Source organism: Thorsellia anophelis DSM 18579, from assembly GCF_900111395.1.
GTDB classification, from domain to species: domain Bacteria; phylum Pseudomonadota; class Gammaproteobacteria; order Enterobacterales; family Thorselliaceae; genus Thorsellia; species Thorsellia anophelis.
This window is the reverse complement of sequence record NZ_FOHV01000028.1, coordinates 1-22775: the sequence shown is the minus strand read 5'-3', so window position 1 is coordinate 22775 and position 22775 is coordinate 1. Positions and strand designations below refer to the sequence as shown.

Here is a 22775-nt window from a genome sequence, read left to right as displayed (position 1 = left end):
TGTAGCCGTGCTGATATTGGCTCATTATTTCAACGCATCAATAATGAGTGCTTGCTGTTGTTCTTGATGCACAGAAGTATAACCTACAGCAGGGGATGCTGAAGCCGGACGACCTGCATAACGAAGTTTCGCACCAGATGGGATTGCTTCTCTAAAGTTATGCTGACTGCAGTACCAAGCACCTTGGTTTAAAGGTTCTTCTTGACACCAGACCCAATCAGTAACATGAGCATATTTAGCTAACACGCTCTGAATCTCTTTATGAGGGAATGGGTAAAGTTGCTCAATACGAACAATTGCAACACCGTTAAGTTCTTCTTTACGACGCATTTCTAATAAATCGTAATAGACTTTACCAGAGCAAAGTACAACGCGATTAATTGATTTTGGATCAAGTGCATCTATTTCATCAATTACATTTTGGAATGTCCCATTGGCAAGCTCATCAAGCGTTGAAACAGCTAATGGGTGACGTAATAGAGATTTTGGCGACATCACGACTAATGGACGACGCATCGGTCTTAGCATTTGACGGCGCAGCATGTGATAAACTTGTGCAGGCGTAGACGGAACACAAACTTGCATATTTTGCTCAGCACATAGTTGCAAGTAACGTTCAAGTCTTGCAGAGGAGTGTTCTGGGCCTTGACCTTCATATCCATGAGGTAATAGCATGACAAGACCACATAAACGACCCCATTTTTGTTCACCTGAACTGATAAATTGGTCGATGACTACCTGTGCACCATTTGCAAAGTCGCCAAATTGGGCTTCCCAAATATTAAGGATGCGTGGTTCAGCTGTCGAATAACCATACTCAAAAGCTAGTACTGCTTCTTCAGATAAAACTGAGTCCCAAACATTAAATTCGCCTTGAGTATTATGAACACATTTTAATGGGATATAAGCATCACCATCAGTTTGACTATGCACAACAGCATGACGATGGAAGAATGTACCACGACCAGCATCTTCACCAGAGATACGAACAGCGATATGTTGATCAACAAGAGTTGCATAAGCTAAGGTTTCAGCAGCGCCCCAGTCAAATGGTTTTATTCCTTCAGCCATTTCTGCTCGGTCACTATAAATTTTTGCAACACGAGGGTGAGCGGTAATGTGATCTGGTATCGTACTAATTCTTCTAGCTAAGTCTTGTAGACGTCCCATTTCAACTGTGCTTGCATAGGCCTCATCCCATTCACGGTTAAGGTATGATTGCCATGATACGGCACCGGCTGCCATAGGGCGCCATTCATCTACAACACAATCACCTTTATCAAGGGCATCACGATATAAGTTAGCCATTTCATTTGCTGTATCAGAGTCAATCAAGTTTTTTGAAACTAGATAGTCAGCATATACTTGCCTTGGTGTTGGGTGTTTTTTGATTTTTTGGTACATTAATGGCTGAGTTGCATTTGGCTCATCAGCTTCGTTATGGCCATGGCGGCGATAACAAACGAGATCTATCATCACATCACGCTTAAATGTATTTCTAAAATCAAGAGCTAATCTTGACACAAATATAACGGCTTCAGGATCATCAGCATTCACATGAAAAATGGGTGACTGAACCATTTTAGCGATATCTGTACAATACTCAGTTGAGCGCGTGTCTTGAGGATTAGAGGTTGTAAATCCGATTTGATTATTAATCACAATTCTAACGGTACCACCGACTTCATAACCTCTTGCTTGTGACATGTTCAGAGTTTCTTGTACAACCCCTTGACCTGCAACTGCAGAATCACCATGGATTGTGATAGGTAACACATTCGAACCAGCTGGTAATCTATCACGTCTTGCTCTAACTGAACCCATAACAACAGGGCTCACGATTTCAAGGTGAGATGGATTAAAGGCTAGAGCTAAATGAACATTACCACCTTCAGTGCTAAAATCTGAAGAGAAACCTTGATGGTACTTAACATCACCTGTTCCTAAGTGATGATCGTGTTTTCCTGCAAATTCATCGAATAACTCTTCAGGGCGCTTACCTAGTACATTGACTAAAACATTTAAACGACCACGATGCGCCATGCCCATAACAACTTCGCGAGCACCATTTTTACCCCCATGGCGTATAATTTCTTTTAGCATAGGAACTAATGCATCACCGCCTTCAAGTGAAAAGCGTTTTGCACCTGGGAATTTTGCGCCTAAGTATCTTTCTAAGCCGTCTGCTGCTGTCAACTCATTTAAAAATCTTTTTTGTTCTTCTAAAGTAAATTGAGGTTGACCATTTGCTGATTCAAGACGCTGCTGGATCCAGCGCTTCTCATTCGTATCTGTAAGGTGCATGTATTCTGCACCAATATTGCCACAATAAGTTCTTTTCAGTACTGCAAAGAGGTCTTTTAATTTCATGGTTTCTTTACCGTGAGCAAAGGAACCAACATTAAATGAGCTTTCTAAATCTTGGTCGTCTAGTTGATAATAAGAAAGGTTTAGTTCATCAACACAAGGGCGCTCCCATAAACCTAATGGATCTAGGTTAGCCGCTTGATGTCCCCTTATTCTATAAGCATCTATCAATTCTAATACACGAATTTGTTTAGCATTTAGAGCGCCATTTTGAGTTTGATTACTAGCATTAGCTAATGGATTTTTTGCAGCTTCCCTAAAATAGTCTCTGAGCGCTGAATGTGCAACATCTGTATTGCTTGCTTGTGGCATAGCATCGAAAATTTCTCGCCAGCTAGCTTCAACTGAATTTGGGTCGTCAAGATACGACTCATATATATCTTCAATATATCCCTGATTTGCTCCAGCAAGATAAGAGTTATCGAGCCAATCTTTCATTAAGTTATTTTGCATAGCAAGCGATTCCCTAATAGTTACAATTTATAACATTAAAAAAGGCTTAGTTGTTAAACTAAGCCGATATTCATTATGCACTTTGCGATAGAAGCATCGATTTGATATGACCGATCGCTTGTGTTGGGTTCAATCCTTTAGGACACACACTAACACAGTTCATGATGCCATGACATCTAAATACACTGAAGGCATCATCAAGATTTTCTAAACGGTTTGCTGTTTGAGTATCACGACTATCAATTAAGAAACGATATGCTGCAAGCAAGCCTGCAGGCCCTATAAATTTCTCTGGATTCCACCAGAATGATGGACAAGACGTTGAGCAACACGCACACATGATGCATTCATATAACCCATCTAATTTTTCTCTTTCTTCTGGTGATTGCAAAAACTCACGTTCAGGCTTTGCACTTCCATCCGTAATTAAATAAGGTTTTATTTTTTCGTACTGAGTATAGAACTGCGCCATATCGACGATTAAATCTCGAACAACAGGCAAACCAGGTAATGGACGAATTACAATTTTATTGGTTTTATTTTTTAAAGACGATAATGGCGTAATACAAGCAAGACCATTCTTGCCGTTCATATTAATCCCATCAGAACCACAAACACCTTCACGGCAAGAGCGGCGGAAAGATAGGCTAGAATCTTGCTCTTTTAGCAAAATTAGAGCATCTAGTACCATCATATCACGACCTTCAGGTACCTCTAAGCTGTAATCTTGCATACGAGGCTTTTGGTCGACATCTGGATTGTAACGATAGATAGAAAATTCAATTCTCATGGCTATATCCTGATTAATTAACTAGTAAGAACGTATCTTAGGTGGAAACGCATCACGCAACTTAGGTTGCATATTGACTTCACGTCTGGTCATTTCTTCTGTTTCAGGTTTGAAAAGAGAATGGCATAACCAATTTTCATCATCACGTTCAGGGAAATCAAAACGACTATGAGCACCACGGCTTTCTGTCCGATAATTTGCAGAGTAAGCTGTTGCAATAGCGGTTGCCATTAAATTATCTAACTCTAAACATTCAATACGCTGAGTATTAAATTCTTTTGAATTATCATCTAATTTAGCTTCATTTAATCGTTCACGAATTGCTTTAAGCTGCTCTAAACCTTCAGCCATCGCATCACCTTCTCTAAATACTGAGAAATTGTTTTGCATGCAAGCTTGAAGATCTTTACGTATTTGAACTGGATCTTCTCCAGATTTTGTATTTTCCCAGCGGTTTAAACGGCTTAATGATGCTTCTAAATCTGAATCACTTGCTTTTCTTAGTGAACCTTGCTCTGCGATTGATTCAGCTAAATGTAATCCTGCTGAACGGCCGAATACAACTAAGTCAAGTAGTGAATTTCCACCAAGTCTATTGGCACCATGAACTGACACACAGGCAATTTCACCTACTGCAAATAAACCAGGAATAACTTCATCTTCTCCTTTTTCATTTACTCGAATGGCTTGGCCTGTTACCTTAGTTGGTATTCCACCCATCATATAGTGACATGTTGGAATAACAGGTATCGGTTCTTTAATTGGATCAACATGAGCAAATGTTCTTGATAACTCTAAAATTCCAGGTAGGCGTGATTCAAGAACTTCTTTTCCTAAATGGTCTAATTTAAGCTTAGCATGTGGTCCCCATGGCCCATCACACCCTCTGCCTTCACGAATTTCAATCATAATTGAACGTGCGACAACATCTCTACCTGCAAGATCTTTAGCATTAGGAGCATAACGTTCCATAAAACGTTCGCCTTGGTTATTTAATAAGTACCCACCTTCGCCGCGACAACCTTCAGTTACAAGTACGCCGGCACCTGCTATTCCTGTAGGGTGAAATTGCCACATTTCCATATCTTGAACAGGTACACCAGCACGAAGTGCCATACCAACACCATCCCCGGTATTAATGTGAGCATTCGTAGTTGATTGATAAATACGGCCTGCACCACCTGTAGCAAGAATCGTTGCTTTTGATTTGAAATAGACGATTTCACCAGTTTCAATACACATGGCTGTACATCCAACAATTGCACCATCTTGATTTTTAACTAAATCTAGTGCATACCATTCAGAGAAAATATTGGTGTTGTTTTTAATGTTTTGTTGGTAAAGAGTATGAAGAAGAGCATGTCCTGTTCTATCTGCAGCAGCAGCAGTTCTTGCAGCTTGTTCACCACCAAAGTTTTTGGACTGTCCACCGAAAGGGCGCTGATAAATACGACCATCTTCAAGGCGAGAGAAGGGTAATCCCATGTGCTCTAATTCTAAAATTGCTTCCGGACCTGTATTACACATATATTCTATTGCATCTTGATCACCAATATAATCAGAGCCTTTTACGGTGTCATACATATGCCATTCCCAGTTATCCTCATGGGTATTACCTAATGCAACGGTGATACCGCCTTGGGCTGAAACTGTATGGGAACGTGTAGGGAATACTTTTGATAATAACGCACATGAAAAACCGTTTTGCGATATTTGAAGAGCAGCGCGCATTCCAGCGCCACCAGCTCCAATTACAACCGCATCAAATTCTTTTATAGGTAGTTGCATTTAAACACTCCAAAGTACGGTAACACCGTACAAAACGTAAACAGCTAAAACGAAGACAACCAGTACTTGTAATAAAAAACGTACTGCAAAAGATTTAATGTAATCAGTTAACACTTGCCATAAACCAATCCACGCATGGCATAAAATGCACACTAACGTAATAAGAGTAAATACTTTCGTAAAAGGAGAAGAGAAGAAAGCAAACCAATTTTCATAATTGATGTCAGAGAAAATAAGAAAAGAAAAAATGTAAAGGGCATAAAGAGTAATGATTAGTGCACTAGCACGAATTAAAATCCAATCAAGCACCCCTTTTTTACCGATTGCTCCTGAATGTTTAATAGTCTGGGTATTCACAAGTTTCTCCTTACCAAACAAGAATTAAGGCTAATACAGATAGCGCAGCTGTTACAATAAAACTAATTTTTGCAGTCTTTTGACCAGATTCAAAATTTTCTTTGATAAGACCAAAATCCATGAAAATATGTCTAAAGCCACCCACAACGTGATAAGCAAAAGCCGTTAGTATTCCCCATAGGATAATTTTCATAAAGAAATTATCCGCAATTGCCATTGCACTTGCAAAGCCTGCAACAGAGCTGAGTGAGAGTCCAAGTAACCAAATCAAAATAGCCAATCCGACAAATATCATCACACCTGATACACGGTGTAAGATAGATGCAATTGCAGTAATTGGAAAATGAATGGTTTTTAAATCAAGATTGACAGGGCGTTTGTGTTTCAAAATATTACCTACCATTGAAAAAGTTATGACCAAATAATAAACCAGACGCGAAAAGTGTAATGTCGTTTCATCGTTATGATTTATTTACCACTTTAAAAAACGTTAATACAAAGTAGACTGTTATAAACCTGTTAATCCATAATCATGCGTTCAATTGAATACAAATTTAAATCCAACAAAATTGCAATATTATGGTTGCGTAAAGTATAAGATTATATGAACTTTATTACAATTCATGTAGGTTTAAAGTTTAATGATTTCCTGTAATCAGTGAGCTTCATCACAATTTACAAACAAATTATTAAAAATATTATAGCAACAGCGCATATAATAACCTATTTACTCACAAAAACTCTAAAAAAAGAGTACTATAAAAAAATTATGTAAAAATTTCGAAGATGGTATCTTATTTTTTCTGATTGTCAGTGTGAAAAAATTAGCACTAGTACATGAAATAATTATGATATTAATTTTATTTACACTAAGCTATGCTCTTAACATGTTGTTATTGTTTGATATGAATATAAAATGTCATGATGTTATTATCTGAGGGGCAAATAGTATCAATCTATCTTTACATGAAGTAGGCATTTCCCAAAAATGAAATTTTAATGTATTTTAACTGTGATGATTTAGTGCGTTTATAATTTTTAAAACGATGGGGCTAGATTTATTAAGGTTTTTCTAAAAACAAAATACTATGAAAATAGGATAAATTGTTTTTTTGAGATTGATCATTTTTAGTTAAATGGCTAATATCTTTTTTTATAAATCAGCCAAGAACACTCACAATTTAATCCAAATGTTATTTTTTTGTTAATTTTAAGTCGTGTTTATAATGTCCATTTTAAATCAAACTTAAGGAGCAATATGATGAATGATGATAAGGTATCTGTTGAAGTAGGTAATGCTAAAAACTTAGAACTCAATTTACTTACACCTTCTCTAGGTAACCAAGTAATCGATGTGAGTAAACTTGGAAATTCAGGCTATTTTACGTTTGATCCAGGCTTTACCTCAACTGCCTCGTGCGAATCTAAAATTACTTATATCGATGGCGATAACGGTATTTTATTACATCGTGGGTTTCCTATAGAACAACTTGCTAAAGAAGCATCATTTTTAGAAGTATGTTACATATTGTTAAACGGTGAAGCACCTGGTAAAGAAGAGTTTTCGAAGTTTGAACGAGACATAAAACACCATACAATGGTACATGAACAAATCCATCGCCTATTTAATGGTTTTAGACGTGACTCACATCCTATGGCTGTATTATGTGGTGTCACAGGTGCATTAGCAGCTTTTTATCACCAAGGTCTTGATGTTGAAAATCCTGAACATAGACGATTAACTGCTTATCGTCTTTTATCAAAAATGCCTACAGTTGCTGCTATGTGTTATAAATATTCAATAGGCCACCCATTTGTACAGCCTAAAAATAAACTTTCTTATGCTGGTAATTTTTTACATATGATGTTTGCAACTCCTGCTGAAGAATATGTTGTTAATCCTATTCTTGAAAAAGCCATGGATAAAATCATGATATTGCATGCAGATCATGAACAAAATGCTTCAACTTCAACAGTTAGAACAGCTGGTTCATCTGGGGCTAATCCATTTGCCTGTATTGCGGCGGGTATTGCTTCACTGTGGGGACCTGCACATGGTGGTGCAAACGAAGCGTGTTTGAAAATGCTTGAGGAAATTAAAACTGTTGAGCATATTCCTGAGTATATTGCTCGAGCTAAAGATAAAAATGATTCATTTAGATTGATGGGTTTTGGTCACCGTGTTTATAAAAATTATGATCCAAGAGCCACAGTTATGCGTGAGACATGCCATGAAGTTTTAAATGAACTTGGTATTCATGATGATTTACTAGAAGTTGCAATGGAGCTTGAGAGAATTGCTTTGAATGACCCATATTTTATAGAAAGAAAGCTCTATCCTAATGTTGATTTTTATTCAGGTATTATTTTAAAAGCTATGAATATTCCAGCCTCTATGTTTACGGTTATTTTTGCTATTTCTAGGACAATTGGGTGGATATCTCACTGGATTGAAATGCACGAAGAAGGTATGAAAATTGCAAGGCCACGTCAATTATATACGGGTTATGTTCAAAGAGATTTTAAAAGTAAACTCTAAACAGTTGAGGATTCTTAACTGTAAAAGATGAAATGTATATTAGCGGATGCTATAATTAAGTATGCCGCTAATATAGACGTTAATTTTCCCAATCATATTGTCTATATCAGTATTCTATTGTTTGATTTTTCAACGGTATTGTCTATGAATAAGCCTGATAATCCTCTTAGTGCGACTAATAATGATATTAGCACGCTGTTTATCCACTCACCTCTGATAGAATCAGATTCATCAAATGCCCAATCACAATCAGAAAATAAACACTTAGAACTTGCAGCAATTGATCTTGGTTCTAATAGCTTTCATATGATCATCGCTCGTATTGTTAATGGTTCTTTTCAGGTATTGTCACGATTAAAGCAGCGGGTACAATTAATTGATGGCATGAGTGATTCTGGCGAACTATCTGAAGAGTCAATCAAAAGAGCACTTTCTTGTTTATCTTTATTCGCTGAGCGATTACAAGGGTTCGAGGCCGAAAGAGTCCGAGTGGTTGCAAGCTACTCCTTACGAGCAGCAAGTAATGCTTCGGAATTTTTAACACGCTCTGCTGAAGTGCTTCCTTACCCTATCGAAGTCGTTTCTGGGCAAGAAGAAGCGCGGTTAATTTATATGGGAGTTGCCCATACCCAGCCAGAACAAGGCAAAAAATTGGTTATTGATATTGGAGGTGGTTCAACAGAGATGATTATAGGTGAAGGTTTTACACCTATCATAGTTGAAAGCACTGATATGGGATGTGTTAGCTTTGCTAATCAATTTTTTCCGGATGGAATGATTAACCGTAAAGCATTTGACAAGGCTGTATTGGCTGGATTACAAAACCTTGAGGCAATTAACTGGCGTTATTATCGAATTGGTTGGGATTATGTTTTAGGAACATCCGGAACAATAAAAGCAGTACATCAAGTTTTGTTCTCTTTAGGGGAATTTGATGGGATTTTGACGTTAGATAAATTAAAAGAACTTGCTCAAATTTTGTTGCAGTATAAGCATGTAAGTGAAATTCAATTCCCAGATATCTCAGAAGAAAGGCAAAAAGTACTCATTCCTGGTTTAGCTATTTTGATAGCTGTTTTTCAATCATTAGAAATAAAGTCGCTCCGTTTTGCTGATAGTGCGCTTAGAGAAGGTGTATTATATGAAATGGAAGGGCTCTTTCGTCATGAGGACATAAGAGTTAGAACAGCAGAAAGTTTTGCTGAGCATTATGCGATTGATAGAGCTCAAGTTGCAAGAGTCATGGAAACAGCTGAGTTTTTATACGAACAGTGGAAAAAGCAAACTCAACCAAGCAATAAACAAGGATTTCATGCATTATTGAGATGGGCTGTTATATTACATGAAGTGGGCTTAAGTATCAATCAAACCAGTATGCATAGACATTCTGCCTATATTCTACAGCATTCAAATTTACCAGGATTTAGTCAAGAGCAACAATTATTGTTAGCTACCCTTGTTCGATATCAAAGACGCTCTATTAAGCAAGATGAGATACCTAAGTTTAATCTATATAAAAAGCGTCATTATATGCCGTTATTGCAGATATTCCGCTTAAGCGTACTGTTAAATAACCAAAGACAATCAACTACAAAACCTGATTTTATGCTTGTTAACGTGGATGGTATGCATTGGCAGTTAACCTTTCCTAAAGGGTATTTAGAAATAAATACTTTAATGGAGCTAGACTTACAAAAAGAGCAGGTTTACTGGGAGGCTGTAACAGGATGGCAGTTAGATATTTTAGAACTCACTTAATAGTGAAGTGTTAGATAGTTTCTTGATTTATACTGTCTTTATGCTATAAACTTTAAATTGTCTCAAAGATTAATGAGTTATGATAAAACTTTATTAAGTGTGCTCGTCCTTGAGCCCTTCCTTGGTTGATGGGGCCCTTACCACTCCCCCTCACTCCTGTGTCTTCCATGGCTTTATTAGACCATAAAATGCCGTAGATTACAGTCAAGATTTCATTAAGAAATGCAGTGAAAGTTCAGCAATGTCAAGTTATGTCCTATTATATGTATTTATATGTTTGAAAAGTATAGAGCTATGTTTTTTTATTAAAATAAGTAACTTTTGATTTTAGATTATCATAGATTTATCGCAGTTTATTTCAGATTAATTTTAGAGCTTAAGCTGCAATTAAACAGATAATTATTTACATTAGTATTCTGTGATGTCTGCCCATAAATGTTCAATTGATAACTATTTCTAAGTTACAAGTAATTTTCCTTTTAGTGAGCATGCTTTAATAACTTAATTTTTAAGGGGTGTGAATAAACTATGAAAAAAAGAAAACCTGGTACAGTGATGTACCAGGTTTATCTTAATTGTGCTTCCTTTCCATTTATATTAACTTCCTTGTTAACATCCATGTCTTACTAACTTATCTTCCTTATTTCCCTTAGTGCTAGCGAAAATTTGTACTCATCCTTAAGCCCTTCCATGGTAGTGGGTAATAAAATCTATCCCCTCACTCCTGTTATTCCATGTGCTTATTTAATCACGAAATTACATGTTTTTCAGTTAAGATTTCATCAAGATATGCAACTAAATTGCAGCCTTTTGTGCTTTTTTATTTGAATTGTACAGTGGTGTCTAAATAAGTCAGGCTTACGTTACTTAGATGTAAGGGAGAAGGGGAAACATCAATTTAATGTGTTTAGTATTAAAATATAAAGCTTAATTTTATATTTGCTTGAGGAGGTAATTTGTTGCTTTGTTAATCAGTCTCTTTAAATCAATTCAGTAGAATTCACACCAAATAAAAAGAAAGCCTAGTATGTTTTTTTATGGGGCTTAATTTGTTCTATTATCTATCTTAATTTTGATAACTTCCATGTAAGAAAACTCCTGTTTATGCTATCATTATGTTCTTAATTTCCCTAGTGTTGGCATTTTTAGTATTTATCCGCAAGTCAATCTTTGTAAAATATGGTACTAAAGGGGAGTAATTTCTAAGCGCTTTTCATGGCTATGCTCAAGTATAAAATTATTGTAGGTCATATAAAATGCATTAATAATTGATAAAGATTGATTATTAATGATGGGGATAGCAAGAGTAAAGGTACACTTTGAATATATTCTCAAATTTATTTATTTTCGCTAATGTATAGTGGTGCCAATTTACTAAGAGAATATTATTATCAACATGAGACTTAAATTGTGATAAAGGATATCCAAAAAAATATTACGGAAAGTAAAATTCTACTAAAACTCGCTGTTCCTGTTATTTTTGCTCAGTTAGCTCAAACAGGTATGGGAGCTGCTGATTCGATTATGGCCGGAAGAGTATCTACTTCCGACTTAGCTGCTATAGCAGCAGGTAATGCGATTTGGTGGCCACTCATTTTATTAGCACAGGGGACGCTTTTGGCTTTAATGCCTACTATTGCTCAATTAAATGGTGCGGGAAGACGACATAAAGTCGCAGCTAATACAATTCAAGGGTTTTGGCTGGCAGCTTTTATGAGTTTAATTGTCATGGTGTTACTAGCAAATAGTGACTATCTAATATTATACTTAGAATCGCTTAAGCCTGAACATTTACGTAATTTAAAAACAGCTCAAATCGGTATCGATTTTTTAGATGCATTAAAATGGGGAGTGCCTGGTTATCTCTTTTATATTGTGCTACGGGCTCAAAATGAAGCATTATCCATCACTATGCCCAGTATGATAACTGCCTTCATAGGCCTTTCAATTAATATCCCGCTTAATTATATTTTAATTTATGGAAAATTTGGACTTCCTGCATTAGGAGCCGTAGGATGTGGTTATGCTACGGCTGCCGCATTTTGGGTCATGTTTATTATGATGGCTATTTACAATCGTATGGCTTGGAGGGTTAGGGATATTAATATTCTCAGCGCAATAAGCTGGCCAGATATTAAAATTATTTATAAATTAATTAAAATTGGCTTGCCGATTGCTATGGCTATTTTCTTTGAAGTAACTTTATTCACGGCTGTTACTTTGATGATTTATCCTATGGGAGATGGTCCCACTGCAGCTCATCTTGTAGCATTGAATTTTAGCTCGCTCTGTTTTGTTCTGCCATTATCTTTAAATGCTGCAGCTACTATTCGTATTGGTCATTCATTAGGTGAAAAAAGGATCGATAAGGCTAAGAGAAGTGCGTATATCGCATTATTTTGGGGCGTTTGTCTTGCCATTATGACTGGGATTGTTACATTACTATTTAAAGAAGAAATTATTCGGATCTATACTAGCGAACCAATTGTCATATCCCTAGCGATGCAGTTATTACTCCTTGCTGCCATATATCAAATATCTGATGCTATTCAGGTGATTGGAAGCGGTATTTTACGTGGTTATAAGGACACGAAAGTGGTTTTCTTTGCTACTTTTGCATCGTACTGGTTAGTTGGGTTACCTTCTGGATACCTTTTAGCTGTAACAGATGTTATTGTACCCCAAATGGGGCCAAGTGGATTTTGGTGGGGATTTATTGTGGGATTAACCCTGTCTGCGGTACTACTTATGAGTAGAATGAAATGGCTTCAAAAACAACCCATAGAGTTTATTCTAGAAAAAGCGAGATAATAGAATTTTATTAATTTTATTAATTTTATATTAATATTTAATCTAATGTATTGGTTAATTCCTCTAATGATGTAGTCAAACAGGGGAATATTTAAAAAAATTAAGGCCTGGAGATAAATAAATTGAACATTAAATCTATACTGCTAAGTGGATTATTCATACTAACGGGTTGTGCCTCTCACGATCCGCAAACTGGAGAGCGCAATGATCCGTTTGAAGGATTTAATCGCGTCATGTTTACGTTTAATTTTGATGTGTTAGATCCATACGTACTAAGACCCGTTGCGGTAGTTTGGAAAGATTATGTACCTGAACCAGCTAAGGAAGGGACGAGTAATTTTTTATATAATTTAAGTGAACCTGCCCATATGGTAAATAACTTGCTTCAAGGTGAAATAACGGCAAGTGCCAAAAGTTTTAACCGTTTTATGCTCAATACAATATTTGGATTAGCTGGATTGATTGATGTTGCTGCGATGGCAAATGATGAGTTAAAAAGACCAGATCCTCAGCGTTTTGGTACGACTTTAGGAAGTTATGGTGTACCCTCAGGACCCTATATTGTTTTACCGTTTTATGGAAGCTTTACGATTACAAAAGAGGGCGGTAACTATGCAGATACGCTTTATCCTATGTTAAATGCGGTGTCTTCTGGTTGGTGGTTAGTGGGTACTTCAATGGTATCAGCAATAGATGGGCGGGCAAAACTAATTGAACAAGAAGGCTTGCTAAAAACTTCGTCAGATCCGTATATCACTGTTCGGGAAGCTTACTTTCAACGTAATGAGTTTTTAATTAACCGTGGCCAAGTAGTGGCACCAACTAATACTCAAGATATGAAAGCGATTGAAGCTGAATTAGATGCGCTAGATTAATTACTTACGTTGAAACTGTACGTAAATCAATATTTAAAATGTGATTATTTGAAAAGTTAAAATATCAGAATGATCAATTATAATTTAAGATAGGAAAATAGATGAAAGTCATTATTATGAGGCATGGTGAAGCATCAATGAATGCACCTTCAGATGATGCTAGACCGCTTACACAACGAGGTATTTTACAGTCTCAACAAGTCGGTGCGTGGCTTGCGAATGAAGATCAATTACCCGATTATGTATGGGTTAGTCCTTATCTTAGAGCGCAACAAACTTGGCAAACAATTAGAGCTGAATTGTCTTCAGAAGTGACAGTTAAGACTTGTTCTGATATAACTCCAAATGGACATGCACAGAAAGTGGCGAAAATGATCCATGAATTTATTACAGAAATTAATCAAATGCAAGGAAATGAAGAGTCAAATTTTGCATCTTCAAAGACCTTAATGATAGTATCTCATTTACCATTAGTTGGTTATCTTGTAGAAGAATTATGTGTAGATGAGGTTGCACCGATGTTTGGTACATCAGATCTAGCTTGCGTCATGATTCATGCGAACAGAGAAGGGGAACTAATTTGGCAAGGTGGTCTGTTGGAACAGAATTTATAATAACGTAGCAATAGGTTTATTTATAATAGATAGTGACTCAATAAAATCTGATGAAACCTGAGTTGAGTTCAGTTAGGTTTCATCAGAAATATTATCTTACGAGTTAGAATGTATAGCTAAATCCACCACCAAATATACTTTGCCCTGAACTTGAAATCATTGGGCTGTCTTTAATTTGGCTTGACAAGAATTTATGTTGTGCCATACCAAAAGCACTCCAGTTATCGGTCATTCTATAGTTTAAGTTAACACCCATATACGGAGATATACCGCTACCGGCTTTGTACGCATCTAGAGTAGAGCGTGTTGCTTCATTTCCCGATACACCAAAATGATAGTCATTAAATTTCCCACTGTTCCAATTTACTCCTGCTGATGGTGCAACAGTTAATAGGTCATTAGTAATAGGATAACTATAGTTTAAATCACCGATTAGACCATTACTTCTATTCAATATATCACCAGATAAATCAGCACTTACTGCACCAAAAACACCACTTAAGTCATAGCCAATACCCATCATAGCAGTTGATTGTCTACGATCTAACGTTCTCATTCTATTATCATTACTATCGCGACCTCTGAATGATTGACCATTATATGAAATATTAAGATTTACTTTTTGTTGGCCATCATTCCATAAAAAATAGCCTGCTTTTGTTGATTTAATGAAAAAATGCTCATTTTCAAAATTTACAATTGGAAGAGGAACAACATCATTAGATACGCCTAAATAAGGTTGCGTTGAATAACCTACACCCAAACCTAACGAAACGTTAGCATTTGCATTAATTGCTATGAAAAGGGTTGAAGCAACCATAGATAACATAACTGGTTTCATTTGTTTTTTCATGAAAAAACCTCTTTTTGATATAGAATTTAAAATGATTAATAAAGCTAAATAAGGCAGATATTAATATCAACTATTGTGCAATCATAATTAATGACAGTTCAATTATAGGTATATAATACCACGATACACTTGAATTAGGTAATAATGATGAATATTAGTTACATATCTATTTCTACGATCATCATTTGAATTTTAAAAACAGAATTCATTTTTACTGTCGATATTGTAAAAGAATTAGCAGGGCTCTATGATCATAAAATAAATGAATATTGTTAAACATTTCATTTGGAATCAATTTTTATTTCGTTAATTACATATTGCTCGTAGGCAGAAGTTTTATGACGAATGATGAATAAGCTCACTAGGAATGTAATAATTGAAACACCTAAAATAATAGATTGGTTGTGAGTGAAAAAATCAGCTATTAAGGCACCTAATAGAAGGAACATGATAGGAACACAGTAAAGTAAAAAAGCACTTTTAAGTATTATTTTGGGGTCAAGCTCAAGTTCAACGCTTTGCCCAACGTCATAAACTTTTTCTTCATTTAAAGTAATAGTGATAGGTTTATTCAAGAGATGTTCGGTACTCCTATGAGCGCATGTGCTACGCTGATTGCAACCAGAACAAGAAGATGAACGCTCAACATTTAATACTATTTTACCAGGCTCACAGTGAATTACAGTCGCTGTTTGGCTTTTTTTTAAAGGTGGGCTAATATAGGTTAGCCCTTCATCTTTAGCGTTCATCTCTTTATACTCTCTAAAAATTATAGTGAAGAGTCATTTTGATATTTAGCAATCGCTCTTCTGTATGCTTGCTCAAGGTTTGCTCTGTTAGTTGCTGTAATTTCAAGGTCGTTTAACTTTCCATCGTCTAATCCATACACCCAGCCATGTATTGAAATTTTTTGGCCTGTTTTCCAAGCTGACTGAAGGATAGTTGAATGACCTAGGTTATAGACTTGTTCAATCACATTAAGCTCACTCAGGCAGTCTAAGCGTTTTATTTGATCAATATTACCAAGTAAGGAAGCGTGTTTATAAAGTAAGTCACGAATATTTAATAACCAATTATCAATTAATCCTAATTCTTGGTTTTCGACTGCCGCAACAATCCCCCCACACTTGTAGTGCCCACATACAATAATATGTTCAACCTTAAGAACTTCGACTGCATATTGTACAACAGATAAGCAATTTAAGTCAGTATGAACAACTAAATTTGCTACATTTCTATGAACAAATAATTCACCAGGCTCTAGTCCTGTTAATCTTTCTGCTGGTACCCTACTATCAGAACAACCAATCCATAAAAAGCGAGGCGTTTGATTTTGAGCTAGTCTTTGAAAAAAATCGGGATCGCTTTGATGAATATTATTAGCCCAATTAATGTTATTTTCAATAATATTTTGTATGCTGATGTCATTACAGTTGCCATGGTCACACTTTCCATCATGGGAATGCATTTCTAACTCTTTATCTTGTATTGAATTGTCAGATGACATGTGATTGAAAATCATTGTTTTACTCCAGCAGATAACCTTGGTTAATGGTTATAATTATGATAATTGTATTTTTAGTATGTATTGATGATTAAAATCGGCTATTATGTAACGTTAAATGATGTCAATACATCTAATGACTTACTTGTTAAAGGCACTGCTTAGGCATTTTAGCTTATTTAAGGTGGCTTTGTGTATAGATTACATCTAAGAATGTAAACTTAATTCAAGATTAAGCATGTATCAATATAATCTGCCAATATAGATGATAACGCTGTCGATTCGAAATGACGGCTCTATAAAGTTTAAACCGCAATTAAGAGGGTTGTATGGTTAATGCAATAGATATTAAAGGACTGACAAAAATTTATTCAAATGGCGTTCAGGCATTAAAAGGGATTGACCTAACTGTTGAAAAAGGAGACTTTTATGCATTGTTAGGCCCTAATGGCGCAGGTAAGTCAACTACTATTGGTATACTATCCTCTTTAGTGAATATGACATCAGGAAAAGTGAATATTTTTGGATTTGACCTTGAAAAGCAAAAAGTAAAAGCAAAGTTGCAATTAGGGCTTGTTCCTCAAGAATTTAACTTTAACCCATTTGAAACTGTGCTACAAATTGTTGTCAATCAAGCTGGATATTATGGTGTCAACCGTCAAGAGGCGATAATTCGTGCTGAACGTTATCTAAGCCAATTAGAATTATGGGAAAAGCGTAATGACAGGGCGAGAATGCTCTCAGGTGGAATGAAAAGGCGATTGATGATTGCTAGAGCCTTAATGCATGAGCCCCAATTATTGATATTAGACGAACCAACAGCAGGTGTTGATATTGAGCTTAGACGTTCGATGTGGCAATTTCTGCAAGAATTAAATCAATCAGGTAAAACAATTATACTGACTACTCATTATTTGGAAGAGGCTGAGATGCTATGTCGCAATATTGGTATTATCCAAAAAGGAGAGTTGATTGAAAATACAAGCATGAAAGCGCTTTTATCTAAATTGCAATCAGAAACATTTGTATTTGATCTTTCAAAAACACTAGATAAAGCCTTAGAAAATTATTCTCATAGATTAACTGATGAGACAACTTTAGAGGTTGATGTATTAAGAACCCAGGGAATTAACTCAATATTTGAGCAGCTTAATGCACAAGGTATCAAAGTACACAGCATGCGTAATAAGGCAAATCGTTTAGAAGAGTTATTTGTTACATTAACACAAAAAAATAATGGGTAATTTATTGATTTTGGTCTGATTCAGACTCAAGCAACTATCGCGTTATTAACATTGAATTTTTATTTTGCAAGATTGAGGCTGATTATTATGTTTCAACTGTATTACACAGCACTTAAAAGTATTTGGATTAAAGAAATCACGCGTTTTATGAGAATTTGGGTGCAAACTTTAGTTCCACCTGTTATCACAATGACGCTTTATTTTATTATTTTTGGTAATTTAATAGGCTCGCGAGTAGGGGAGATGCATGGATTTAATTATATGCAATTTATCGTACCTGGCTTAATCATGATGTCGGTTATTACGAATGCCTATTCAAATGTCGCCTCTTCATTTTATGGAACAAAATTCCAACGTAATATTGAAGAATTATTAGTCGCGCCAGTGCCAACGCACATTATTATTGCCGGTTATGTTGGTGGTGGGGTTGCTAGAGCAATTATTACTGGTACTCTTGTCACATTAATTTCGCTATTTTTTGTGCCTCTTCATATTCATTCTTGGTGGATGATTATTATAACTTTATTATTAACTGCGATTGTGTTTTCGCTAGCAGGACTTTTAAATGCAGTATTTGCAAGAACATTTGATGATATTAGTTTAATTCCGACGTTTGTATTAACACCTCTTACTTATCTTGGAGGTGTCTTTTATTCCATAACCTTGCTGCCTGATTTTTGGCAATGGGTTTCTAAAATTAATCCAATTGTGTATATGGTAAGTGGGTTTAGGTATGGTTTTTTAGGGATAAATGATGTCCCATTTCTGTTATCAGTTGGAATTCTAGTGATTTTTGTCATTGTGCTTTATGTCATTAATTGGCGTTTAATTGAAAGTGGTAAAGGATTAAGAAGTTAAAGAGTTTTGATTTAGAATTCATTTTATTTAAAATTAAATTACCACATAATATAAAGGCTAACATTAGCCCTTATATTATGTGTTTGTACAGCGAATTTGCCAAATACGTTCACGTAAAGAATGTGTCAATCTGTATGTACGGTTTTGTTAGATGGATAAGGTGCTAATACCTTGCCTCAATTAATTATTTTTTCTACTCAGATATTGAATCCAACTATGTCGCTAAATGTTATTATTAAACTAAAACAAAGCATGAACCAAAAATGTTTTTTTTGTTCAATAATTGCCATGGCTATTATGAGTTTTCTATTTATTTCAAATAGTCAGGCAACTGTAAATTACCCAGCAGTAGAAGCCCATAGCTTAATACGTTATCAAACTCCTAAATCCTCAGAATGGCACTTTGATAAACTTGAAAAAGATACGCCTATACATTTTAACTTTAGAGGTGAGAACTATGATGTAGGCACCATTCATAAAGATTCCATTATTTTATCGAAACAAACATCTGAAGGTAGGTTTATTGCGTATGGTTATGATACAGCAATGCTTGATGATGAATTTGCGTATCCATCCCAACCCATTCATCAACTTACAGTGACTCCTTTTGCTCAAACATTTAGCCAACCTAAAACTAATGAGTTATTTATTACTACTAAACCCATTTCTCTTTACACGAAAGCTGATATCAATAGTGCTGTTTTTGGTACTTTATCAGAGAACGTGCGTTATCCAATTAACGCTAATCTTATAGATCAATCAGGAAACCATTGGCATCAAATTTTTTTGGCGGGAAATATTGTTTATGTAAATTCAAAAGATGTCGAAATTGATAAAGGAATCAGTGTTTTGACATTTCATCATATTCTAGAAGATACTGAAAATAGACTCTATAGAGGAGTATCAACTACTACGTCTGTAGATGCTTTTAAGAATCAAATGGCGCATCTAAAATCTCTGGGATATGAAACAATCACTTTAGATGAGCTTTATCAATTTCTTAAGAAAGAAAGGAATTTACCATCTAAGGTATTTGTTATTACATTTGATGATGGTTTAAAATCTGTTCATAAATATGGTTATCCTATTTTAAAAGACTTAGAGTATCAGGCGACTGTATTTATGATAACGTCTCGTATTAAACGCCATACAGCAAATTGGCAGCCTGATTCATTGCAGTTTATGTCATTAGCCGAAATTGAAGAGGCGAAATCCGTATTTAATTATCAAAGCCATAGCCATTTTTTACACAAATTACATAATAAAAAACCTATCATATTTCAACGAACTGAGCGAGTTATTGAATATGATGTTGAGCGTTCAATAAGAGCATTGAGGCAATTTAATCCATCTGTTTATTATTTCGCTTATCCTTTTGGCGCATTTGACACAAAAGCTTTAAATGCTGTTAAAGCCGCTGGCATTAAAATGGCATTTAGTACGGTGAAGGGCAGGGTTAAACCTGGTGATAATTTATTAAAGTTGAAACGAATCTACCTATTAAGTAGCGATTCATTATCGATTGTTGAAGACAAAATTCTAAATTAGAGTTGGAGAACTATCTTTTATGTCTACATTATTAGTAGGAGATATTCATGGATGTTATCGTGAATGGATGAAATTGTTAGAAAAAGTGGAGTTTAATGAGCACTCAGATACATTATGGTTGAGTGGTGATTTGGTTGCCCGAGGTCCTGATTCATTAGCTGTTTTAAGAGAAGTGTATAAGCTTAAATCATCTGTTAGGTTAGTCTTAGGAAATCATGACTTGCATTTGCTTGCTATCAATGCGGGGCTTTTAGAGCCAAAAACAAAAGATAAACTAGAGCAGGTTTTATCAGCACCAGATAAGGATGAATTGCTTCATTGGTTAAGGATGCAACCATTGCTTCAGCACGATGAAAATAAAAAAATTATTTTAACTCATGCTGGAGTAACCCCTCAATGGGACTTAAGTACATTAATAAACTCAGCTAATGAAGTGCATGAAACATTGTCGAGCAAAAATTATTCAGGTTTTTTATCAAAAATGTATGGTGATCAACCTAATAGTTGGCATGCTGAATTAAGTGGTTCTGCTAGATTAAGATTTATCACTAACGCATTGACAAGAATGAGGTTTTGTTTTCCTAATGGAGAGCTTGATATGGAATGTAATGTTAGCCCAATAGACGCTCCATCACCGCTTAAACCTTGGTTTGAATTGCAAAGTCAAATTGACACTGAATATACTTTATTTTTTGGTCATTGGGCCGCTCTTGAGGGGCGAAGTACAAAAGAAAATGTGATAGCACTAGACACTGGATGTGTATGGGGAGGTTCATTAAGTCTGTATCATTTTGAAGAACAAAAATTCTACAGACAAAAATTAAAATAATTTATCTTGCTATTGTAAAAAATTGAGATGTTTGCGTTGGCAACTCTATCTAATTGCTTTAATGATTGAGCATATCATCTATAATTTCTTCATCAGAGAAGCTTGCAGGATAGTATGTTGGCCAATTCGATACCTCACTGAATAAATCTTCATGAGAACCGTTTCCCATGTACAAATGAAAATGTGAAACACGTGTTGGTTTTATTTGATGATCACTAAACTGTATCACTCTTGGTGCGTTTGAATAAGGGTGGTTACAGTGGAATAGATACCTAACACCATGTTTACCACTTTCATAAGTTAGAATTTTAAAACCATCCGTTTTATAGCGACATCGCTCAGTATTCTTTCCGTTGTCAAAAGTAATTCTATTTCCATCTATTGATATCCTCTCTATATTAGTCGCATATCCAGTTAAATAGTATTGTTTAATTTCGTCAATACTTTTATTTTGTTCCTTTGCTTTTTTATCAAATACAACATCAAGCTTACCACTTTGCGCTAATCGATAAACTGATTGCCAATTACCTTCCCAATCACGAAATTTACGCTTTTGTACATCCCAGGGATGTATGTCTCCATTAGAATCACTCTGGTTGTGATGCCTGTAATAGTCATCGTATTTGTGATATTTATGGTAATCGTGATATTTGTGATAATTGTGGTAATGTGCATTAGCATCGGGTACATGTAGCAAACAAAAGGCCATAAATACACCACTGACTACTGAAAAATTAATTAAGTTTAAAATGTTAAGTTTGGGTTTTTGGGTTGCCAATTCCATTTGGACTCCTTCAATAAGTAATGAGTAAAAAATAATGAGTATGCACCTCCTTTATAAACAAATTTCATTGCAATTGCAAAAATAAATAATTATATATTAATAAGTTATGTTTTTTTATTGTCTGATTTAATCCAAGGGATTTTATATTTAATTCCTGTTGACTGCTTTTATCTATTTAATCCAGATAATAAGTTTCAACTAATATTAATGATTATAATTTGGTGATGTGCTTATTATTGTTATAAGTGATTAGATAAAAATGGTATTTGTATCGAAAGTCATTCGTAGGTACTTAAGGTTAATTAATAATCAAATTACTGACCAAGTTATTGTTTAGTATATAATTTCATGCCTAACTGAAATAAAGCAGTATTACTATCTCGTTTTGGATGAGCTCGTGCAGCCCATTTACTTAAGAATTTAAAGATTTTTTCTATTATTTTAATCTCATTTTCATCATCCGTTCCGTTAAAAATTATGTGCATAAAATCAGGTAACCAGTAAAGTGCCGTTCTCGCTACTTTGTGGGTAGAAATCATAACACCAAACATCAGTCCAACATGAAAAGCAACAAAACGTTTGATCAATAATGACAAAATACTGCCCCAAAGTAATGATTTTACAATGTTTGGATCAGTTGTATTCACTTTTTTCATGCTACAATATGATTTTAACTCTTTAAAAAAAAGCTCTACCTGCCACCTTAGACTATATAATTCAAGTACTTTTTGTGCACTAAACTGTTCTACAGGTAGATTTGTGATTAAATATGCCTTATTTTTGGTTTTTCTATCCCAAAATTG

19 protein-coding genes are annotated in these 22775 nt (G+C 35.3%); 9 read left to right on the top strand and 10 right to left on the bottom strand.

Going from position 1 to position 22775, the window contains the following annotated elements; translation table 11 throughout:
• Positions 1-24: 24 nt before the first annotated feature.
• The 5 genes from sucA to sdhC all read right to left on the bottom strand — a co-directional run bounded on the left by sucA (position 25) and on the right by sdhC (position 6158).
• Positions 25-2820: a 2-oxoglutarate dehydrogenase E1 component gene (sucA, locus tag BMW37_RS12135; RefSeq protein WP_093321527.1), complete on the bottom strand. Its 2796-nt coding sequence runs from the start codon at positions 2818-2820 to the stop codon at positions 25-27.
• Positions 2821-2893: 73 nt separating this feature from the next.
• A complete protein-coding gene (locus tag BMW37_RS12130; protein WP_093321525.1) occupies positions 2894-3610 on the bottom strand; it encodes a succinate dehydrogenase iron-sulfur subunit in 717 nt (238 codons plus the stop codon).
• A gap of 21 nt (positions 3611-3631) precedes the next feature.
• Positions 3632-5398: a succinate dehydrogenase flavoprotein subunit gene (sdhA, locus tag BMW37_RS12125; RefSeq protein WP_093321522.1), complete on the bottom strand. Its 1767-nt coding sequence runs from the start codon at positions 5396-5398 to the stop codon at positions 3632-3634.
• Positions 5399-5755 (bottom strand): succinate dehydrogenase, hydrophobic membrane anchor protein, encoded by a 357-nt coding sequence (gene sdhD, locus BMW37_RS12120; protein WP_245711068.1) that lies wholly within the window; start codon positions 5753-5755, stop codon positions 5399-5401.
• A 10-nt stretch (positions 5756-5765) separates the two neighbouring features.
• Entirely contained in the window at positions 5766-6158 is a 393-nt protein-coding gene (gene sdhC, locus BMW37_RS12115) for a succinate dehydrogenase cytochrome b556 subunit (protein ID WP_093321520.1), read from the bottom strand.
• Between the two features lie 858 nt (positions 6159-7016).
• On the opposite strand from sdhC, the gene BMW37_RS12110 reads away from it, so the two are divergent.
• The 5 genes from BMW37_RS12110 (at position 7017) to sixA (ending at position 14352) form a co-directional block, all read left to right on the top strand.
• Entirely contained in the window at positions 7017-8294 is a 1278-nt protein-coding gene (locus tag BMW37_RS12110; protein ID WP_093321517.1) for a citrate synthase, read from the top strand.
• Between the two features lie 144 nt (positions 8295-8438).
• Positions 8439-10052: a Ppx/GppA phosphatase family protein gene (locus BMW37_RS12105; RefSeq protein ID WP_093321515.1), complete on the top strand. Its 1614-nt coding sequence runs from the start codon at positions 8439-8441 to the stop codon at positions 10050-10052.
• A gap of 1422 nt (positions 10053-11474) precedes the next feature.
• The gene (locus BMW37_RS12100; RefSeq protein WP_093321565.1) at positions 11475-12863 is read left to right on the top strand and encodes an MATE family efflux transporter; all 1389 of its coding nucleotides are present in this window, start codon (positions 11475-11477) and stop codon (positions 12861-12863) included.
• Between the two features lie 122 nt (positions 12864-12985).
• Positions 12986-13738: an MlaA family lipoprotein gene (locus BMW37_RS12095; RefSeq protein ID WP_143047650.1), complete on the top strand. Its 753-nt coding sequence runs from the start codon at positions 12986-12988 to the stop codon at positions 13736-13738.
• Positions 13739-13839: 101 nt separating this feature from the next.
• Complete coding sequence (gene sixA, locus BMW37_RS12090; RefSeq protein WP_093321509.1) at positions 13840-14352, top strand: phosphohistidine phosphatase SixA; 513 nt, start codon at positions 13840-13842, stop codon at positions 14350-14352.
• Positions 14353-14455: 103 nt separating this feature from the next.
• On the opposite strand, the gene BMW37_RS12085 is transcribed toward sixA, so the two are convergent.
• From BMW37_RS12085 to can, 3 genes are all read right to left on the bottom strand, one after another.
• The gene (locus tag BMW37_RS12085; RefSeq protein WP_093321506.1) at positions 14456-15205 is read right to left on the bottom strand and encodes a MipA/OmpV family protein; all 750 of its coding nucleotides are present in this window, start codon (positions 15203-15205) and stop codon (positions 14456-14458) included.
• Between the two features lie 281 nt (positions 15206-15486).
• The gene (locus tag BMW37_RS12080) at positions 15487-15954 is read right to left on the bottom strand and encodes a SoxR reducing system RseC family protein (RefSeq protein ID WP_093321504.1); all 468 of its coding nucleotides are present in this window, start codon (positions 15952-15954) and stop codon (positions 15487-15489) included.
• A gap of 20 nt (positions 15955-15974) precedes the next feature.
• Positions 15975-16673, bottom strand: a complete 699-nt coding sequence (can, locus tag BMW37_RS12075; RefSeq protein WP_093321562.1) for a carbonate dehydratase — start codon at positions 16671-16673, stop codon at positions 15975-15977.
• A gap of 365 nt (positions 16674-17038) precedes the next feature.
• Here can and BMW37_RS12070 point away from each other — a divergent pair, with 365 nt between their 5' ends.
• From BMW37_RS12070 to BMW37_RS12055, 4 genes are all read left to right on the top strand, one after another.
• On the top strand, positions 17039-17953 hold the full coding sequence (locus BMW37_RS12070) for an ABC transporter ATP-binding protein (protein ID WP_093321500.1): 915 nt from the start codon (positions 17039-17041) through the stop codon (positions 17951-17953).
• Positions 17954-18040: 87 nt separating this feature from the next.
• Positions 18041-18811 (top strand): ABC transporter permease, encoded by a 771-nt coding sequence (locus BMW37_RS12065; protein WP_093321497.1) that lies wholly within the window; start codon positions 18041-18043, stop codon positions 18809-18811.
• Positions 18812-18982: 171 nt separating this feature from the next.
• Positions 18983-20359, top strand: coding sequence for a polysaccharide deacetylase family protein (locus BMW37_RS12060; protein ID WP_093321495.1), 1377 nt, complete (start codon positions 18983-18985; stop codon positions 20357-20359).
• 19 nt (positions 20360-20378) lie between these two features.
• Positions 20379-21188, top strand: coding sequence for a symmetrical bis(5'-nucleosyl)-tetraphosphatase (locus BMW37_RS12055; protein WP_093321493.1), 810 nt, complete (start codon positions 20379-20381; stop codon positions 21186-21188).
• Between the two features lie 58 nt (positions 21189-21246).
• On the opposite strand, the gene BMW37_RS12050 is transcribed toward BMW37_RS12055, so the two are convergent.
• Positions 21247-21972 carry a ZinT/AdcA family metal-binding protein gene (locus BMW37_RS12050; protein ID WP_093321491.1) on the bottom strand — a complete coding sequence of 242 codons (726 nt, stop codon included), beginning with the start codon at positions 21970-21972 and terminating at the stop codon, positions 21247-21249.
• A 326-nt stretch (positions 21973-22298) separates the two neighbouring features.
• Positions 22299-22775, bottom strand: a 477-nt coding sequence (locus BMW37_RS12045; RefSeq protein WP_143047649.1) for a transposase, incomplete at its 5' end; no start/stop codon positions are given.

Excerpts from the sequence above, each read along its gene's own strand:
- BMW37_RS12085 (WP_093321506.1), bottom strand. The coding sequence starts at position 15,205 with ATGAAAAAACAAATGAAACCAGTTATGTTATCTATGGTTGCTTCAACC.
- BMW37_RS12130 (WP_093321525.1), bottom strand. The coding sequence starts at position 3,610 with ATGAGAATTGAATTTTCTATCTATCGTTACAATCCAGATGTCGACCAA.
- sdhC (WP_093321520.1), bottom strand. The coding sequence starts at position 6,158 with ATGGTAGGTAATATTTTGAAACACAAACGCCCTGTCAATCTTGATTTA.
- sixA (WP_093321509.1), top strand. The coding sequence starts at position 13,840 with ATGAAAGTCATTATTATGAGGCATGGTGAAGCATCAATGAATGCACCT.
- BMW37_RS12105 (WP_093321515.1), top strand. The coding sequence starts at position 8,439 with ATGAATAAGCCTGATAATCCTCTTAGTGCGACTAATAATGATATTAGC.
- BMW37_RS12110 (WP_093321517.1), top strand. The coding sequence starts at position 7,017 with ATGAATGATGATAAGGTATCTGTTGAAGTAGGTAATGCTAAAAACTTA.
- sdhA (WP_093321522.1), bottom strand. The coding sequence starts at position 5,398 with ATGCAACTACCTATAAAAGAATTTGATGCGGTTGTAATTGGAGCTGGT.
- sucA (WP_093321527.1), bottom strand. The coding sequence starts at position 2,820 with ATGCAAAATAACTTAATGAAAGATTGGCTCGATAACTCTTATCTTGCT.
- BMW37_RS12080 (WP_093321504.1), bottom strand. The coding sequence starts at position 15,954 with ATGAACGCTAAAGATGAAGGGCTAACCTATATTAGCCCACCTTTAAAA.
- BMW37_RS12070 (WP_093321500.1), top strand. The coding sequence starts at position 17,039 with ATGGTTAATGCAATAGATATTAAAGGACTGACAAAAATTTATTCAAAT.
- BMW37_RS12065 (WP_093321497.1), top strand. The coding sequence starts at position 18,041 with ATGTTTCAACTGTATTACACAGCACTTAAAAGTATTTGGATTAAAGAA.
- BMW37_RS12050 (WP_093321491.1), bottom strand. The coding sequence starts at position 21,972 with ATGGAATTGGCAACCCAAAAACCCAAACTTAACATTTTAAACTTAATT.
- BMW37_RS12055 (WP_093321493.1), top strand. The coding sequence starts at position 20,379 with ATGTCTACATTATTAGTAGGAGATATTCATGGATGTTATCGTGAATGG.
- can (WP_093321562.1), bottom strand. The coding sequence starts at position 16,673 with ATGCATTCCCATGATGGAAAGTGTGACCATGGCAACTGTAATGACATC.